General features: G+C 36.9%; 18 protein-coding genes and 1 riboswitch. All 18 genes read left to right on the top strand.

Features of this window, described 5'->3' with window-relative positions; all coding sequences use genetic code 11:
* Positions 1-90 precede the first annotated feature (90 nt).
* The 18 genes from T513_RS0100345 (at position 91) to T513_RS0100260 (ending at position 18,624) form a co-directional block, all read left to right on the top strand.
* Positions 91-1,680 (top strand): peptide chain release factor 3, encoded by a 1,590-nt coding sequence (locus T513_RS0100345; RefSeq protein ID WP_031588482.1) that lies wholly within the window; start codon positions 91-93, stop codon positions 1,678-1,680.
* Between the two features lie 54 nt (positions 1,681-1,734).
* The gene (locus T513_RS0100340; protein WP_031588481.1) at positions 1,735-2,814 is read left to right on the top strand and encodes a glycerate kinase family protein; all 1,080 of its coding nucleotides are present in this window, start codon (positions 1,735-1,737) and stop codon (positions 2,812-2,814) included.
* Positions 2,804-3,646, top strand: a complete 843-nt coding sequence (locus T513_RS0100335) for an RluA family pseudouridine synthase (protein ID WP_031588480.1) — start codon at positions 2,804-2,806, stop codon at positions 3,644-3,646. Before T513_RS0100340 ends, T513_RS0100335 begins: the two co-directional genes overlap by 11 nt.
* 171 nt (positions 3,647-3,817) lie before the next feature.
* On the top strand, positions 3,818-4,375 hold the full coding sequence (gene infC / locus T513_RS0100330) for a translation initiation factor IF-3 (protein WP_029070131.1): 558 nt from the start codon (positions 3,818-3,820) through the stop codon (positions 4,373-4,375).
* Between the two features lie 15 nt (positions 4,376-4,390).
* Positions 4,391-4,579 (top strand): 50S ribosomal protein L35, encoded by a 189-nt coding sequence (gene rpmI, locus T513_RS0100325; protein WP_029070130.1) that lies wholly within the window; start codon positions 4,391-4,393, stop codon positions 4,577-4,579.
* A 19-nt stretch (positions 4,580-4,598) separates the two neighbouring features.
* Positions 4,599-4,958 carry a 50S ribosomal protein L20 gene (gene rplT, locus T513_RS0100320; RefSeq protein ID WP_029070129.1) on the top strand — a complete coding sequence of 120 codons (360 nt, stop codon included), beginning with the start codon at positions 4,599-4,601 and terminating at the stop codon, positions 4,956-4,958.
* A gap of 132 nt (positions 4,959-5,090) precedes the next feature.
* Positions 5,091-5,768 carry a LytTR family transcriptional regulator DNA-binding domain-containing protein gene (locus tag T513_RS0100315; RefSeq protein ID WP_029070128.1) on the top strand — a complete coding sequence of 226 codons (678 nt, stop codon included), beginning with the start codon at positions 5,091-5,093 and terminating at the stop codon, positions 5,766-5,768.
* 42 nt (positions 5,769-5,810) lie between these two features.
* Positions 5,811-5,891: riboswitch (ZMP/ZTP riboswitch) on the top strand.
* 76 nt (positions 5,892-5,967) lie between these two features.
* Positions 5,968-7,638 carry a formate--tetrahydrofolate ligase gene (locus T513_RS0100310; protein WP_029072433.1) on the top strand — a complete coding sequence of 557 codons (1,671 nt, stop codon included), beginning with the start codon at positions 5,968-5,970 and terminating at the stop codon, positions 7,636-7,638.
* Positions 7,639-7,647: 9 nt separating this feature from the next.
* Positions 7,648-8,133 (top strand): 5-(carboxyamino)imidazole ribonucleotide mutase, encoded by a 486-nt coding sequence (gene purE / locus T513_RS0100305; protein WP_031588479.1) that lies wholly within the window; start codon positions 7,648-7,650, stop codon positions 8,131-8,133.
* A gap of 15 nt (positions 8,134-8,148) precedes the next feature.
* The gene (purC, locus tag T513_RS0100300) at positions 8,149-8,859 is read left to right on the top strand and encodes a phosphoribosylaminoimidazolesuccinocarboxamide synthase (RefSeq protein ID WP_029070125.1); all 711 of its coding nucleotides are present in this window, start codon (positions 8,149-8,151) and stop codon (positions 8,857-8,859) included.
* Between the two features lie 12 nt (positions 8,860-8,871).
* The gene (purM, locus tag T513_RS0100295) at positions 8,872-9,897 is read left to right on the top strand and encodes a phosphoribosylformylglycinamidine cyclo-ligase (RefSeq protein WP_029070124.1); all 1,026 of its coding nucleotides are present in this window, start codon (positions 8,872-8,874) and stop codon (positions 9,895-9,897) included.
* Entirely contained in the window at positions 9,891-10,481 is a 591-nt protein-coding gene (purN, locus tag T513_RS0100290) for a phosphoribosylglycinamide formyltransferase (protein ID WP_029070123.1), read from the top strand. Before purM ends, purN begins: the two co-directional genes overlap by 7 nt.
* A complete protein-coding gene (locus tag T513_RS0100285) occupies positions 10,481-11,062 on the top strand; it encodes an IMP cyclohydrolase (RefSeq protein ID WP_029070122.1) in 582 nt (193 codons plus the stop codon). Before purN ends, T513_RS0100285 begins: the two co-directional genes overlap by 1 nt.
* A 9-nt stretch (positions 11,063-11,071) precedes the next feature.
* Positions 11,072-12,325, top strand: coding sequence for a phosphoribosylamine--glycine ligase (gene purD / locus T513_RS0100280; RefSeq protein WP_029070121.1), 1,254 nt, complete (start codon positions 11,072-11,074; stop codon positions 12,323-12,325).
* 9 nt (positions 12,326-12,334) lie between these two features.
* The gene (locus tag T513_RS0100275; RefSeq protein WP_031588478.1) at positions 12,335-16,066 is read left to right on the top strand and encodes a phosphoribosylformylglycinamidine synthase; all 3,732 of its coding nucleotides are present in this window, start codon (positions 12,335-12,337) and stop codon (positions 16,064-16,066) included.
* A 15-nt stretch (positions 16,067-16,081) separates the two neighbouring features.
* Positions 16,082-17,461 carry an adenylosuccinate lyase gene (gene purB / locus T513_RS0100270; RefSeq protein ID WP_031588477.1) on the top strand — a complete coding sequence of 460 codons (1,380 nt, stop codon included), beginning with the start codon at positions 16,082-16,084 and terminating at the stop codon, positions 17,459-17,461.
* Positions 17,462-17,510: 49 nt separating this feature from the next.
* Entirely contained in the window at positions 17,511-18,380 is an 870-nt protein-coding gene (locus tag T513_RS0100265) for an NAD(P)-dependent oxidoreductase (protein ID WP_031588476.1), read from the top strand.
* Positions 18,367-18,624, top strand: coding sequence for a DUF1653 domain-containing protein (locus tag T513_RS0100260; protein ID WP_031588474.1), 258 nt, complete (start codon positions 18,367-18,369; stop codon positions 18,622-18,624). The genes T513_RS0100265 and T513_RS0100260 overlap by 14 nt, the downstream gene beginning before the upstream one ends.
* Positions 18,625-18,660 lie beyond the last annotated feature (36 nt).

Below are 18,660 nucleotides of genomic sequence, written 5' to 3'. Positions count from 1 at the left end.
ATGATTCTTTGATAGTTTTTTGTGATTTTCCTTTGACAAATAACTAGTCTTGAAATATCATGTTTAAGCATGAGTTAAGGGAGGATGAATATGTCAGCATTTACAGATAAAGTAAGCAAAAGAAGAACATTCGCAATAATTTCCCATCCGGATGCCGGTAAAACCACACTTACTGAAAAGTTCCTTTTATATGGAGGAGCCATTCAGGAAGCCGGAATGGTAAAGGGAAAACAAAATATGAGACATGCAGTATCTGACTGGATGGAAATTGAAAAACAGCGTGGTATCTCTGTTACAAGTTCAGTTTTACAGTTCAATTACGATGGCTACTGCATCAACATTTTGGATACACCGGGACATCAGGATTTCTCGGAAGATACTTATCGTACACTTATGGCTGCTGATAGTGCAGTCATGGTCATCGATGGATCAAAGGGTGTCGAAGACCAGACAAGAAAATTATTTAAGGTTTGTGCAATGCGACATATTCCAATCTTTACATTTATTAACAAGATGGATAGAGAAGCCAAGGATCCATATGAATTATTAGAAGAAATTGAACAGGAATTAGGTGTAGAAACATATCCTATCAACTGGCCAATTGGCTGTGGTAAAGAATTCAAGGGTGTCTATGAACGTGAAAAAAGAGAAGTCATTCGTTTTGAATCCATTGCCGGAGGAAGAAAAGAAGTAAAGGAAGTTGTTACTTCTGTTGATGATCCTGAATTAAAAGAAGCAATCGGTGAAGATTACTTCCAGATTCTTCAGGATGACGTAGAACTTCTAGATGGTGCTGGTGCTGACTTTGATTTAGATAAAGTTCATCATGGACAATTATCACCAGTATGCTTTGGTTCCGCTTTAACTAACTTTGGGGTAGAACCATTCCTTGAACATTTCTTGAATTTCTCTGAAGCACCTGCACCTCGTAAGAGTGATATTGGAGAAATTGATCCAATGTCAGAAGAATTCAGTGCCTTTGTGTTTAAGATTCAGGCAAACATGAATTCTCGTCATAGAGATAGAATGGCCTTCATGAGAATCACTTCAGGTACTTTTACAAAAGGTATGGAAGTTTATCATATGCAAGGTAAAAAGAAGATTAAGCTTAATCAGTCTAAGAGCTTGATGGCTGATGAACGTGAAGAAATCCAGGAAGCTTACTCTGGAGATATCATCGGGGTCTTTGATCCAGGAATCTTCTCTATTGGTGATACAATTCTAACTGGTAAAAAGAAATTCCAGTTTGAAGGTATTCCAACATTCGCACCAGAACACTTCGCTCGTATCAGAAACACTGATACGATGAAACGTAAACAGTTCGTAAAAGGTATCACTCAGATTGCTCAGGAAGGAGCTATTCAGATCTTTACTGAACTTGGTGGCGGTATGGAAGAAATTATCATCGGTGTTGTTGGTGTTCTTCAGTTTGAAGTATTAGCCTACAGACTTAAGAATGAATATAATGTAGAAATCGTCAATACACCATTGCCATATCAGTTTATCAGATGGATTGATAATACAGATATTGATGTGAAGACATTGAACCTTTCATCTGATACAAAATATGTACAGGATTTAAAAGGAAAGACATTATTGTTATTCTCTAATACTTGGGGAATTAATTGGGCTACAGATCGTAATCCAGGTCTTGAGCTTTCTGAATTCTCACAGAACTAAACACAGGCTATGCCTGTGTTTTTATGATATACTCTTTTAAAGGAGGCAAGGATAATGAAAATTGTGGCAGCATTTGATTCGTTTAAAGAAAGCATGAGTGCCTATGAAGCAGGGTTGGCCGTTCAAAGAGCGACTGATCATGAAGTGATTATTAAGCCGATGGCTGATGGCGGAGAAGGAACACTTGAGGCTATCAAGTCATTCTTGAAAGGAGATATTCATAACCTAGAGGTTCATGGCCCTTTTAATAAAACAAAAGCATCGCTTCTTATTGCAGATAAGATTGCGATTATTGAATGTGCCCAGGCCTGTGGACTTGATCTTGTTGCTGAGGATAAGAGAAATGGCAGCAAGACAACGACAAGAGGGATAGGTGATATGGTGCGTTATGCATATGATCATGGAGCAAGAGAGTTTATTATTACCTTGGGTGGATCTTCTACCAATGATGGAGGAGCAGGTTTTCTTTCTTCATTGGGTGTGGAGTTCTATAATAAAGACGGACAATTTATTCCTACTGGAGAAACATTGTCGTCGATTGAAGATATCCGTGTACCACAATTTAAATACATGTCCTTCAAGGGCATCTGTGATGTTAATAATCCCTTACTTGGAAAACAAGGTGCAACAATGGTCTTTGGTGCACAAAAGGGTGTAAAGGATCTAGAGCTTCAAGAAAAAGCGATGACACATTATGCCAATAAAAGTGCTGAAGTTCTCCATAAGGATGAACGCAATTATCCTGGTGCGGGTGCCGCTGGCGGATTAGGATTTGCGATTGTGGCCTATTTAAATGGAGAACTGGTAGGTGGATTTGATGAGGTGGCAAGATTATCTCATCTAGAAGAAGCAATCAAGGAAGCTGATCTTGTATTCACCGGAGAAGGCAGCATGGATCATCAGACACTGATGGGCAAGACCCCTCAGGGTGTATTGGAGCTAGCTAAAAAGTATAATAAGAAAGTCGTAGGGTTTGCTGGTAAAGTAGAAGATAAAGAGGCTTTACTAGAAGCTGGCTTTTATGATATAAGATGTATCAATCATCAAGAAGCACCGCTTCATGAATTATTAAAGAAAGGTGCAAGCAATCTAGAACAGGAAGTAAGAGAGTATCTTAAGCATTATGAAATATAAAGTTACACAGGAAACAGAATTGTTAAATTTTCTTTTAGAAGCAACATCAAAGAAAAGAAATGATTTAAAGAAAGCGTTAAAGTTTAATCAGGTACTTGTCAATGGGAAAAGCGAAAGCTATCATGCTTTTCTTCTGCATGCTGGTGATGAAGTAGAACTAGGAAAAAAATCAAGACAGGATCTTCCTTTCCCTATTCTTTATGAAGATAAAGAGATTATTGTGATCAATAAGCCAAGTGGCTTGGTTTCTGAACAGACCATGCATAATAAAAGTGAGACTGCTTTTATGATTGTTAATGGCTACTTGAAGAAAAAGAAAGAAAAAGCGTATCTTGTTCATCGTTTAGATCAGGATACATCAGGTGTTATGATGTTTGTGAAAAACAAGAAGCTCTATGAAGAGCTTACTCATAACTGGAATGATTATGTATTAGAAAGAAGTTATCAGGCGATTGTAGAAGGGACTATCAAGAAAGATGGTCGTATTGAGAATTATCTTTCTGAAAACAAGATGCAAAAAGTCTATGTTTCTAATAAGAAAGGGAAGAAGGCTATCACAAATTATCATGTCTTAAAGAATGTCAAAGGTTATACTTTACTTGATGTCTTTATTGAAACAGGAAGAAAGAATCAGATTCGTGTTCATATGTCCTCATTAGGACATCCAATTGCAGGAGATCGAAAATATGGCGCACAGACGAATCCGATTAGAAGACTTGCGCTTCATGCGAATATCTTTGCATTTGAACATCCGTTTACGCATAAGACAATGACATTTAAGGCAGAGATGCCAGAGACTTTTTATAAAGTGACAGGAAAATTAAAAAAATAGTTGACAGTCTTAAAAGAATTGATTATTATGTACAAGTAAATAAAAAGTGGAAAGAAGAAGTACCTACTTCTCGCCCGATTGACTCAGTTGGTGGGCAAATGTCACAAAGATTATTCTTTAAGGACAAGTGGGTGCGCATGCGCTCACTTTTTATTTGAAAAAAAGCAATAAATGGAGGTGGCTTTTATCAGAAGGTATGACAGAACAAAACCAAAGAAAAATGAAGATTTGGTTAATGAAAGAATCCGATTTAAGGAAGTGCTTGTGATTGACAGCACAGGGGAACAGCTTGGAACAATGAGCTCGAGAGATGCTCAGCAGAAAGCATACGATGCAGAACTTGATTTAGTATGCGTTGCACCTAAAGCAAAACCACCAGTATGCAGAATCATGGATTATGGAAAATATCGTTTCGAACAGCAGAAGAAAGCTAGAGAAATGAGAAAGAACTCTAAACAGGTATCTGTAAAAGAAACACAGTTATCACCTACGATCGATGTTCATGATAAGAACGTTAAATTAAAACGTACTTTGAAATGGCTTGAAGCAGGTGATAAAGTCAAGATTGCGGTCAGATTTAGAGGTAGACAGATGGCACACATCGACATCGGACAGAAAATACTTGATGATTTTGTGGCAGAATGTGAAGAGTTCTGTACAATTGAAAAGCCAGCAAAAATGGAGGGGCGAACATTGACTGCGGTGCTCGCACCTAAGAAAAGCAAATAGTAGGAGGATATAATTATGCCAAAAATGAAAACTCATAGCGGTCTTAAAAAACGTTTAAAGAAGACTGGAAGCGGAAAATTAAAGAGAAGCCATGCTTACGTTTCACACTTAGCTGCTAACAAGACTCATAAACAGAAAAAACACTTAGCAAAATCTGGTACAGTACATCCATCAGATTACAAGAGAATCAAATCTAGAATCTAAGAAGTAGGAGGAAACAGGAATGGCAAGAGTTAAAGGAAACTATACAACTAGACGTAGAAGAAAGAAAACCATTAAATTAGCTAAAGGTTACTTTGGAGCTAAACATAAATTATATAAGACTGCTCATGAGCAGGTTATGCATTCAATGAAGTATGCATACAGAGATAGAAGAACTCTTAAGAGAGAAATGAGAAAATTATGGATTGCACGTATCAACGCTGCAGCTAGAATGAACGAAATCTCTTACTCTCAGTTAATGCACGGTTTAAAATTAGCTAACATCGAAATCAACAGAAAAATGTTATCAGAAATCGCAATCTGTGATCCTGAAACATTCACTACATTAGTTAATACTGCTAAAGAAGCTTTAGCAAAATAATTATTGAATAGAGGCTGTAATGAAATGATATTTCATTACAGCTTTTTTTTGCTACTATTTGGTGTACAGAAATGTTTTGCCTGGTATTTCATTTAATTCAAAAAGATATTAAAATGATATTAGGTGGTTGGAATGAGTGAAAAAGTGTTTTGTTATATAAAAGATAATTTACTGCATGATAAGCTGATGAGAATTTATCAGAATGTCAATTTTATCCTCTGTTCAAGCAAAGAAAGACTATTAAATTTCTGTAGACGCAATGAAAGCAGTATTGTTCTAGTAGAAGATGAACTTGATTTATTAAGTCAAGTAAAATATTATTCAAATATTTATGCTATATATTTTACACAAAATAATGATCATTATCTGGAAGCTATCAAATTAAGAGCAGATGATGTTATCCATGATTACAGTGAAGAAAGTCTAGAGGCCATAAGACTGCGCTTTTACTATTGTTGTCCCTATAATCACACGGTAGTGGATATTAATGTTGATGGGAATCCTTTGATCTTTAGTACACAGGAAATTTATGTGGTAGAGATGAGAAATCGCAAGGTGACTTTGTATACTTATTATGGAACCTATTCTTTGGGGCTTCATGCATTTAGAAAAGATAAGAAATTTTTGTATAATCACCATTTTAGACAGGTGAGAAAAGGGATTTATGTGAACCTTATGCAAATTAGAAGTTTTGAAAATAATACTGTATTGATGGGAAATAATTCATCCTATCATTTAACGAGAACTTACAAGTGTGATTTTGAAAGGGATTACGAAGAAGTGAGGGCAGGACTGATGGTAAAAAAATAGATAAAAGTGTGTTGTCAACTGTAGGAATTAATGCTATTATTTACTCAGTTATACGACTGACGGAAAGTGGAAAGAACCACATGGAAGTATAATGTTAAGGAGTCGACCGTCTGGGCTAGCACCTGGATGAGTAGGCTCTTTTTTTGGTTTTAGGAGCTCTCATCGGGATGTGATAGAATAGTGACAGGGAGGATTAATCATGTTAACTGATGTAGAAATTGCACAGCAGACAAAAATGGAACCAATTGCTGAAGTAGCAGCAAAACTAGGTCTAAGCGATGATGATCTAGAACTTTATGGAAAATATAAAGCAAAGGTTTCGCTTGATACGCTCAAGAAGGTAGAAAACAATGAAAATGGAAAGCTTGTTCTGGTAACAGCAATCAACCCAACACCAGCTGGTGAAGGGAAGACAACAACAATGATTGGGTTATCTCAGGCACTTAACTTAATGGGAAAGAAATCCGTTGTAGCTATGCGTGAACCAAGTCTTGGTCCATGTTTTGGAATCAAGGGTGGTGCAGCTGGTGGAGGATATGCACAGGTTGTACCAATGGAAGATATCAACCTTCATTTCACTGGTGATATTCATGCTATTACAACTGCTAATAATCTTATTGCCGCAATGCTAGATAACTCTATTCAGCAGGGCAATCCATTAGATATTGATGTAAGACGTATTGTATGGAAAAGATGCGTCGATCTAAATGATCGTGCCTTAAGAAAAATTGTCATCGGTATGGGTGGCAAAATGAATGGTGTACCAAGAGAAGATGGTTTTGATATCTCGGTAGCGAGTGAAGTCATGGCTATTCTTTGTTTAGCAACTTCTCTTGAAGATCTAAAAGAAAGAGCAGGACGTATGATTGTTGCTTACAGCAGAAGCGGTAATCCAGTTACAGTGAATGATATTCATGCAACAGGGGCTGTCACTCTATTATTAAAAGATGCCATTAAGCCAAATCTTGTTCAGACACTTGATCATACTCCAGTATTTGTACATGGTGGTCCATTTGCGAATATCGCTCATGGATGTAACTCAGTCATGGCAACTAGACTTGCTATGAAACTTGGTGATTATGCCATTACTGAAGCTGGTTTCGGTGCTGATCTTGGCGCTGAAAAGTTCCTTGACATTAAATGCCGTCAGGCCGGACTTAAGCCTGATGCCGTTGTAATCGTAGCCACAATTCGTGCCTTGAAGATGCATGGTGGTGTAGATAAAAAAGATCTTTCAGAAGAAAATCTTGAAGCATTAAAGAACGGTATTGAAAATTTAAGAAAACATATTGAAAATATTAATAAGTATGGATTACCATCAGTAGTAGCTATTAATGCATTCCCAACAGATACACAAGCTGAATTAGAGCTATTAAAAGAAATCTGTGAAAAAGATGGCGCTAAAGTCGCAATCTCAGAAGTATGGGCTAAAGGTGGAGAAGGTGGTCTTGAATTAGCTGAGACATTATTAGATGTACTTGAAAATGAAGAATCACATTACCATCCAATTTATGATCTAGATCTTTCTATTGAAGAAAAGATCAAGACAATTGCAAGTGAAATCTACGGGGCTAAAGATGTTGCTTTTACTAAGAAAGCAAAGACAGCTTTAAGAACATTAACTAAACAGGGATTGGATCATTTGCCAATCTGTGTTGCTAAGACACAGTACTCATTATCAGATGATGCATCTCTACTTGGAAGACCTGAAGGATTCACAGTTACAATCAATGATCTTATTCCAAATACAGGTGCAGGATTTATCGTCGCAATCTCAGGTTCAATCATGAGAATGCCAGGTCTGCCAAAAGATCCAGCTGCTAATCACATGGATATAAATGAAGATGGCACAATTGTAGGATTGTTCTAGGAGGATACAATGAAAGTTGCAATTATTATGGGTTCTGCCTCAGATGCAGATAAGATGGAAGCTTGCATTCACATCTTAAAAGACTTTGGTGCAGAAGTTACAGTAAGAGCTTTATCCGCACATCGTGCGCATAAGGCATTAGAAGAATGTGTAAACGAATGTAATGAAAACGGGACAGATGTAATTATCACTGCAGCAGGTATGGCTGCTGCATTACCTGGCGTAGTCGCATCTATGACTGTATTGCCAGTCATCGGTGTGCCACTAAAAGCGGTAGCTTTTGATGGCTTGGATGCGTTAATGAGCATCGTTCAGATGCCAAGTGGCGTACCAGTTGCGACAGTCGCAATTAACGGGGGAAAGAATGCTGCTTATCTTGCATTGCAGATCATGGGTATTAAATATCCAAAATTAAGCGAGAAGCTAAAAGCATTCAGAAAAGAACAGGAAGACGCATGTCTTAAGACAGATCAGGATATTAGAGAAAGATATTAAGGAGAGAATAGGACAATGGAATTAGGCAAATTATTGTACGATGGAAAGGCTAAACAAATTTACGAAACTGAAAATGAAAATGAAATTATCATGCATTACAAAGATGATGCTACTGCTGGTAATGGTGTAAAACATGATCAGTTTGCTGGAAAGGGTATCTTGAACCATACAATTTCAGGTATTATCTTCGATATGCTTGAAGAAGCTGGAATCAAGACTCATCTTATCAAGAAATTATCTGATACAGATGATTTAGTAAAGAAAGTAGAAATCTTCCCATTGGAAGTGATTGTCAGAAATATTACAACAGGTTCATTCTGTCGTCGTACTGGATGTCAGGAAGGACTTGTATTAGAAGAACCAATCTTCGAAATCAGCTATAAGAATGATGAATACGGTGATCCTTTAATTAATGAAGATCATGCAGTAGCAATGTCATTATGTACTAGAGAAGAATATGCTAAAATCAAAGCTTCTACATTAAAGATTAATGAATTATTAAAAGAATTCTTCTTGTCTTTAAATTTAAAGCTTGTAGATTTCAAGATTGAATTTGGTAAGACTGCTGATGGCGAAATTCTATTGGCTGATGAAATCTCACCAGACTCATGCCGTTTATGGGATGTTAACACTAATAAGAAATACGACAAAGATGTATTTAGACAGGATATTGGTGATTTAATTGAAACATATAAGGCTGTCTTAGCAAGAATGGAAAATAAATAGAAGGAGAACTCTATGGACTACAAGAAAGCAGGCGTGGATATCGAAGCAGGATATCGTTCAGTTGAATTAATGAAAGGTTATGTTAAAGAAACTATGAGACCAGAAGTTTTAGGGGGACTTGGTGGTTTCGCAGGTGCTTTTGATCTTTCTAAAATTAAGGAATATGACGAACCTGTATTGCTGTCAGGAACAGATGGCTGTGGTACAAAAGTCAAATTGGCCATGATTATGGATAAGCACGATACAATCGGTATTGATGCTGTCGCAATGTGCGTAAATGATATAGCATGTTCGGGGGGAGAACCATTATTTTTCTTAGACTACATTGCATGTGGAAAGAACTATCCAGAAAAGATTGCGACTATCGTTAAAGGTGTTGCAGAAGGGTGCAAACAGAGTGAAGCAGCTTTAATCGGGGGAGAAACTGCTGAACATCCAGGTTTGATGCCTGAAGAAGATTATGACTTAGCTGGATTTGCAGTAGGTGTCGTTGAGAAGAAAGAAATCATTGATGGAAAGACAATGAAAGATGGAGATATCCTTGTTGGTATCGCTTCTAGCGGCGTACATTCAAATGGTTTTTCTCTTGTAAGAAAAGTCTTTGACATGACTGAAGAATCATTAAACACATATTATGATGAGTTGGGTAAAACACTTGGGGAAGCGTTAATTGAACCAACTAGAATCTATGTTAAGGCACTTAAGAATGTAAAAAATGCTGGCGTAAAGGTAAAAGGATGCTCACATATCACTGGTGGAGGATTCTATGAAAACGTACCAAGAATGTTGCCAGAAGGTATTCATGCTACTATCAAGAAAGATAGTTATCCTGTTTTGCCAATCTTTGATTTGATTGCTAAAAATGGTCATGTAGAAGAAAAGATGATGTATAACACATTCAACATGGGGTTAGGAATGGTTATTGCATTAGATCCTAGTGATGTAGATACAGCTATGAAGGCTATCAAAGAAGCAGGAGAAGAATGCTATATTGTAGGTTCATTATCAAACGGTGAAAAGGGAGTTACACTATGCTAAATATTGCAGTTTGTATTTCAGGAGGAGGTACGGATCTGCAGTCAGTCATCGATGCATGTGAAGCAGGCTCAATCAATGGTGAGATTAAGCTTGTTATTTCCAATAGAAAAAAGGCTTATGGTCTAGAGAGAGCAAGAAAACATAATATTAAGGCAGAAGTGATCAGAGATGAAGATGAAATTCTCGCTCGTTTTGAGGAAGAGAAGATTGATCTTATTGTCCTTGCTGGATATCTTGCAATTGTAGGGGAGAAGACAATTGCTAAGTATGAAAATAAAATCATCAATATTCATCCTTCCTTGATTCCTGCCTTCTGTGGACCAGGCTATTATGGAATGCATGTCCATGAAGCTGTCTATAAGCGTGGTGTCAGATATTCTGGATGTACGGTTCATTTCGTCAGCAATGAAGTTGACGGTGGACCAATCATCCTACAGAAAGCTGTAGATATCAGCGATGTAAAATCTCCTGAAGAAATCCAGGAACGAGTATTAAGGGAAGAACATATATTATTGCCAGAAGCAGTAAGATTATTCTGCAATGGTCAATTACAGGTCATAAATGAAAGAGTGGAGATCAAATAATGAAAAGAGCACTAATGTCAGTAACTGATAAAACGGGAATTGTAGAATTCGCAAAAGGTCTTGAAAAAGAAGGTTTTGAAATTGTTTCTACAGGAGGAACATTCAAAGCGTTAGTTGAAGGTGGCGTAAAGGCTATCTCAATTGAAGATGTAACAGGTTTTCCTGAAATCTTAGATGGTAGAGTAAAGACTCTTCATCCAAAAGTACATGGTGGACTTCTTTATAGAAGAGATGATCCTAAACATGTAGAAACAATCAAAGAAATGAATATTACACCAATTGATTTGGTTTGCTGTAACTTATATGCTTTCGATAAAGCATTAGAAAAAGGTGCAGATTTACCAGAAATGGTTGAAAATATTGATATCGGTGGTCCTTCAATGATCAGAAGTGCTGCTAAGAACTTCAAGGATGTATTCATTGTCAGTGATCCAGCTGATTATTCAGATGTATTGGATGCTATCCATAATAATACAGCTGACTTAAAATTCCGTATGAATCTTGCTTATAAGGCATATTCAAAAACAGCTGCCTACGATACAATGATCTCTCATTATTTTGAAGAACAGCTTAAAAAATAGGAGGCACACATGAACGTATTGGTAATTGGAAGCGGTGGGCGTGAACACGCCATCGCTTATGCACTTGCAAAAAGTGAACATGTCGATAAGCTTTTTGCATTACCAGGAAATCCTGGGATTGCAGAAATTGGGACATGTATTCCTGGAAGCGTAGAGGATCTTGAGGGGATTCTTAAGGTTGTAGAAGACTACAATATCGAATTAACAGTAATTGGTCCTGAAGTACCATTATGCTTAGGATTAGCTGATTTATTAGAAGATCATGGACATAAGGTATTTGGCCCAAGAAAAGCTGCTGCTAATCTTGAAGGATCAAAAGCATTCTCTAAGAAATTTATGGAAAAGCATCATATTCCTACAGCTAAGTATGTAGAAGTAACTGAATTAGATGCTGCTTATAAGGCATTAAATGATTTTAGTTATCCTGTAGTCATCAAGGCCGATGGCTTAGCTGCTGGTAAAGGTGTTGTGATCTGTGAAGAAGAAGAGATGGCTAAAGAGACTCTTAAGAGCATGTTAAGTGGAGATATTCTTGCTGGGGCAGGCCGTAAGGTTGTCATTGAAGAATTCTTGACTGGATTTGAATGTTCATTGCTTTGTTTTACTGATGGTAAAACAATTGTTCCAATGGTTTCCGCAAAAGATCATAAACAGATCTATGATAATAATAAGGGACCAAATACCGGAGGAATGGGAACTGTTTCACCAAACCCATTTATGCCAAATGGCATGGATGAAAAGTTAAGAGAAACTGTTCTTGAACCTTTTGTTAAAGGTTTACAGGAAGATGGTCTTGACTTTAGAGGTGTTATCTTCATCGGATTGATGATTGAAAACAATGAAGCTAAAGTTCTAGAATTCAATGTAAGATTTGGTGATCCAGAAACTCAGTCTATCTTATTGAGATTAGATAGTGATCTTTATGAGATCATGAATGCTGTAGCATTATCTAAGCTTGATGAAGTGGAAGTTAAATGGAAAGATGAACAGGTTACATGTGTTGTTCTTTCTAGTGGAGGATATCCAGGAAGTTATGAAAAATCACTTCCGATTACTGGATTGGATCAGCTTCCAGATGATATAATTGTATTCCATGCTGGTACTGCCATGAAAGATGGTGTGCTTGTCACAAACGGTGGTCGTGTACTTAATGTTTGTGCAGTTGGAAAACATTTAGATGAAACAAGAGAAAAAGTTTATCAGGCTATTGAAAAGATTCATTTTGATGGTATGTATTGCAGAAAAGATATAGGTTTACATTAGGAGGATTCCATGAGTCAAGTTTGTCGCGTTTATGTCGCAAAAAGAGAAGAGAATGCTGTTGAAGCCAAGAGTGTAAGACACCAGCTTCGTCATCAGCTTGATATGAAACAAGTAGAGAAAGTTACAATTATTAATCGTTATGATCTACAGGGACTTTCAGAAGAAGTACTTCAGAAGGGTATTAACACAATTCTTTCTGAACCAATGGTGGATAATGTTTATCTTGAAGATTATCCTCATCAGGAAGGTGAAGTTATCGCAATCGAATATCTTCCTGGACAGTATGATGTTAGAGCTGACTTTGCTGCTCAGTGTTTTCAGCTATTAACTGAAGAAAAAGGCGTAAAAGTTAAATGTGCTCGCCTTTATATTATTGAAGGTATTACAAAAGAAGACGTACCTGCTATTGAAAATTTCTTAATTAACCCAGTAGATTCACGTCTCGCTTCATTAGAAAAGCCAGAAACTTTGGAAGATAAAGCTATTGAAATCAAGGATGTTCCTGTTATTGAAGGCTTTAGATCTTTCAATAAAGAAGAACTTTCTCAATATATTGAAGATAATGGCATGGCCATGAACTATGATGACCTTAAGGTTACACAGGATTACTTTGTAGAAGAACAGCGTGATCCAACTGAAACTGAATTAAAGGTTCTTGATACATACTGGTCAGATCATTGTCGTCATACTACATTTGGTACAGTATTAACTGATATTCATATTGAAGATGGCGCATTCAAGACAATTCTTGAAAAAGATATTGATAACTATAAAGCAAGTCGTCATCTTGTTTATGGTGTAAATACTACAAGACCATTAACATTAATGGATCTTGGTACAATCGGTATGAAAGAACTTCGTAAACGTGGATACCTTGACGATATGGAAGTCTCAGAAGAAATCAATGCCTGCTCAGTTGAATTAAAAGTTCATACTGATCAGGGTGATGAAGATTGGTTATTGATGTTCAAGAATGAAACGCATAACCATCCTACTGAAATTGAACCATTTGGTGGAGCTGCTACTTGTTTAGGTGGATGTATCCGTGACCCACTTTCTGGTCGTGCTTATGTTTACCAGTCAATGCGTATTACTGGTGCTGGTGATCCTCGTCAGTCATTGAAGGATACAATGAAAGGTAAGCTTCCACAAAGAAAGATCTGTCGTGAAGCAGCTCAGGGATTCTCAAGCTATGGTAACCAGATTGGTTTAACAACTGGTTATGTGCATGAAATCTATGATCAGGGTTATGTTGCTAAGAGAATGGAACTTGGTGCCGTTGTCGCTGCAGCGCCTAAGAGACAGGTTAAGAGATTAGAACCAGAAAATGGTCAGATTGTATTGCTTATCGGTGGAAGAACTGGTCGTGATGGTATCGGTGGTGCCACTGGTTCAAGTAAGAAACATGAATTAAAAACAACTGAAACTGCAGGTGCAGAAGTACAGAAAGGTAACCCGGTTGAAGAACGTAAGATTCAGAGATTATTTAGAAATGGTGAATTCTCTGAAAAGATCGTTCGATGTAATGACTTTGGTGCCGGTGGGGTATCTGTCGCAATTGGTGAATTAGCTGATGGATTAGATATCAACTTGGATGCTGTACCTAAGAAATATGAAGGATTAAATGGTACAGAGCTTGCTATTTCTGAATCTCAGGAACGTATGGCTATTGTCATCAATAAAGAAGATTTAGACTTTATGTTAGCATGCTGTGCTGATGAAAACCTTGAAGCAACATATGTTGCTGATGTAACAGATAAAGGTAGATTAACAATGCGTTATCAGGGTAAAGTCATTGTTGATCTTTCAAGAGAATTCTTAAATAAGAATGGTGCAAAACGTTATCAGGATGTCAATGTACCATTACCAGATTTCTCTAAGAACCCATTAAAAGTAAAAGCTCAGAATACTTTTAAAGCAACTAGTAAAGAAGTTATGACTCGTCTTTCTGTCGCAAGTCAGAAGGGCTTGGTTGAACGTTTTGACTCTTCTATCGGAAATGGTACTGTTCTTTCTCCATATGGAGGAAAGACATTCCGTACTGAAACTGAAGCTATGGCTGCTTTAATTCCAGTATTAGGTAAAGAAACAACAACATGTTCATTAATGTCATATGGCTATAATCCAAAAATCACAGAATGGTCTCCATATCATGGTGCCATTAGTGCAGTGGTAGAATCTGTTGCGAAGATTGTCGCAATGGGCGGTGATTATCATAAGATCCGTTTCTCATTCCAGGAATTCTTCCAGCGTCTAATGGATAATCCAACTCGTTGGGGTCAGCCATTTGCTGCATTACTTGGTGCCTATAGAGCACAGAAGGAATTATTATTGCCTTCAATCGGTGGTAAGGATTCTATGTCAGGTACATTTGAAAATATTGATGTACCACCAACATTCGTGTCATTTGCGGTTACTGGTGAAGATGTAAAACACATCATCTCTCCAGAATGGAAAGAAGCAGGACACACTATTGTTGAAGTGATGATTCCAAAAGATGAATTTGGTATCTTTGATTTTGATGCACTTAAGAAACAGTACGATGCTGTTCTTGAATTAATGAGAAAAGGTATCGTCAAGAGTGCTTATACTATTAAAGATGGTGGTCTACTTGAAGCTATCTATAAGAGTGCATTTGGTAATAAGATTGGTCTTAAGATCAATGAAGAATTAACTTTAGAAGACTTAATTGAAAAGAACTACGGTCATATGATTCTTGAAGTTGAAGGTGAAGTAACACTTGAACATTCAAGAGTTGTTGGTCAGACTATTGCTAGCGATAAAGTCATCTACAAGGATGAAGAAGTCATGCTTGATGATATCTATGCTGAACATACAGCCGTACTTGAAGATGTTTATCCTACAGTCGCAAAAGCACCAACTGATGAGATTAAAGTGAATGATACATTCGAAAGAGGAAAAGCACATGCTTCTAAGACTTACGATGAAGTTAAAGTTGTTATTCCTGCTTTCCCAGGTACAAACTGTGAATATGATTCTGCTAGAGCATTCAAGAAAGCCGGAGGGACTCCTGAAATTGTATTGATTAAAAATACAAGTGATGATGATATCAAGAACTCTATCAATGCGCTTGCTAAAGCTATCGATGGTGCTCAGATTATGATGATTCCAGGTGGATTCTCTGCTTCTGATGAACCAGAAGGATCAGGTAAATTCATTGCGACAGTATTGCGTAATCCTAAGATCAAAGAAGCAATTGAAAAGCTTCTTGATAGAGAAGGATTGATCATTGGTATCTGTAATGGATTCCAGGCACTTGTCAAAGTGGGATTATTGCCAGATGGTGTCATTAGAGATATGACTAAAGATGATGCAACATTAACATTCAATACAATTGGACGTCATGTATCACAGATGGTTAAAACACGTATTGCATCTGTTAAGTCTCCATGGTTAGCTAATGTCAATGTTGGAGATACACATATTATTCCTGTTTCACATGGTGAAGGACGCTTTGTCGCAAACAAGGAAGTCTTAGATCGTTTAATCGCCAATGGTCAGGTATTTAGTCAGTATGTTGATGAAAATGATGAAGTCACTATGAAATCTCCATTCAATCCAAATGGTTCTATGTATGGTATTGAAGGTATTCTTTCTGAAGATGGTAGAGTCATCGGTAAGATGGGACATAGTGAACGTCAGGGAGACAACAGAAACATCAATATTTATGGTGACATGGATCAGAAATTATTTGAATCCGGTGTTGCTTACTTTAAATAAATGAGGAGAATGTGAATGGATAAATTACAGTTTGAATGTACAACTTTATCACCTTTAGATGGAAGATATGGTGTAATCAAGGATATGCTTGGAGAATATTTCTCTGAGTATGCCCTTGTAAAATATAGAGTCTTTGTAGAAATTCAGTGGTTAAAATATTTAATTGATCATATTGATACGCCAGTATTAAATGAAGCAAAAAAGAAAGATCTTTCTGGTGTAATGAATATTGCATCTTCATTCAACTTTGATGCTTATAAGCGTATTAAGGAAATTGAAAAGACTACAAGACATGATGTTAAGGCTGTTGAATATTATATTGATGAACAGCTTGCTGAATTAGGATTCCATAAGCTAGAAAGCTTTGTGCATATTGGATGTACTTCAGAAGATATCAACAATACTTCATATGGCTGCATGATCAGAGATGGTCTTAAGAACGTATGGCTTAAGAAAGCAAAAGAATTTGCAAAAACAATTGATGGTCTTGCTTTACAGTATGCTGATATTCCGATGTTAGCTCATACTCATGGACAGCCAGCTACACCTACTACAATTGGTAAGGAATTCAAGGTGTACGCTTATCGTTTCCTTTCTAGCATCGAAAATGTAGAAGCAGTTAAGATTAAAGCTAAATTCAATGGTGCAACAGGTAACTATTCTGCTATCGGTGTACCTTTCCCTGATATGGATTGGGAAAAAGCAAACAAGGAATTTGTGGAAGATTATCTTGGTTTAACATTTAACCCATTCACAACTCAGATTGAATCACATGACTATACTTGTCATATTCTAGATGGTATTCGTCATTTCAATAATGTCTTAATGGATCTTGATGTAGATATGTGGCTATATATCTCAATGGAATACTTCAAGCAGATTCCAGTTAAAGGTGAAGTAGGGTCTTCTACTATGCCACATAAAGTCAATCCAATCAGATTTGAAAACTCTGAAGCCAATGCTGATTTCTCAAATAATATTTGTGTATCATTAAGCAATAAACTTCCTAAATCAAGAATGCAGAGAGATTTATCTGATTCTTCATCACAGCGTAACTTAGGTTTGGCATTCGGTTATTCTTTACAGGCAATCAATGAAACAACTGGTGGTCTTGCTAAATGTGTAATCAATGAAGAAAAGCTAGCTGCTGACTTAAATGAAAAATGGGAAGTATTAGCTGAACCAATTCAGACTATGCTTAGAAAATATGGTATTGCAGATGCATATGATCAGTTAAAGGCATTGACAAGAGGAAAGAATATTTCTAAGGATGCTATTCTTGAATTTGCCAAGGGATTAGAAGTTCTTTCTGATCAGGATAGAGAAACATTAGTTAATATGACTCCAGCTGGATATATTGGCTATGCTGCTCGTATCGCAAAAAAAGAATTATAAGAAGATGATTTGATTCATCTTCTTTTTCTTTTATAATAATAATGAGGTGATGGAATTGAAAATTGGATTTATTGGATTAGGTGTCATGGGAAAACCTATGGCTGAACATATAAAGAATGCTGGGCATGAATTGTATGTTTATACCCGTACAAAAGAAAAATGTCTTGATCTATTAGAAAAAGGGGCTATCTGGTGCAATGATGTTGCTGAATGTGCAAGATGCTCTGATGTCATGGTGACCATGATTGGTTTTCCAAAAGATGTTGAAGAAGTATACTTTGGCAAAGATGGTGTTATTGAAAATATGAAAGAAGGCTCTATCATGATTGATATGACCACAACTTCACCAAAATTGTCACAGCGCATCTATGAAGAAGCACAAAAAAGAGGACTCCACTCACTAGACGCTCCTGTATCTGGAGGAGATAAAGGGGCAAAAGAAGCCACACTTGCGATTATGGTAGGTGGAGATCAGGAGATCTTTGAAAAAATGAAACCATTACTATCAGTAATGGGAACAAATGTGATCTATGAAGGAGAAGCCGGTGCAGGCCAGCACACTAAGATGGCTAATCAGATTGCGATTGCCGGTACGCTTGCAGGTACCGTTGAAGCAATCGCTTATGGCAAGAAAGCTGGACTAGATGTGCAGAAGATGCTTGATACTATTGCGAATGGCGCTGCCGGAAGCTGGCAGCTTTCAAATCTTGGTCAGAAGATTATTGATGGAGATTTTAATCCAGGATTTTTTATTAAGCATTTTGTAAAAGATATGCGTATTGCGGATGAAGAAGCGTTAAGTCGTGACTTGACTTTAGAAGTTCTTGAGAAAGTCTTGTCCATGGAGACTAAGATGCAAGAAGAAGGCTACGGCGAAGAAGGAACACAGGGGTTGGCACATTATTATGAGAATATTTAATAAGGGTGATGTTGTCAGACATTTTAAAAGAGAAACTGTGGATGCTTCTTCAATGACTTATCTCTATGAAATTGTTGGTGTTGCAACACACAGTGAAACTGATGAGGATATGATGGTCTATCGCGCACTTTATGGGGCTAAAAAAATGTATGTACGTCCATTAAAGATGTTTTTAGAAGAAGTGGATCATGAAAAGTATCCTTCTATTAAACAAAAATACAGGTTTGAAAAAGATCATATGTAGATATGATCTTTTTTCATCATATTGCTTTTTATTTTT

The organism is Kandleria vitulina DSM 20405 (assembly GCF_000702065.1).
Taxonomy (GTDB): domain Bacteria; phylum Bacillota_I; class Bacilli_A; order Erysipelotrichales; family Coprobacillaceae; genus Kandleria; species Kandleria vitulina.
Note: the sequence above shows the minus strand (reverse complement) of the source record. Positions and strands in the feature narration are given on the sequence as shown.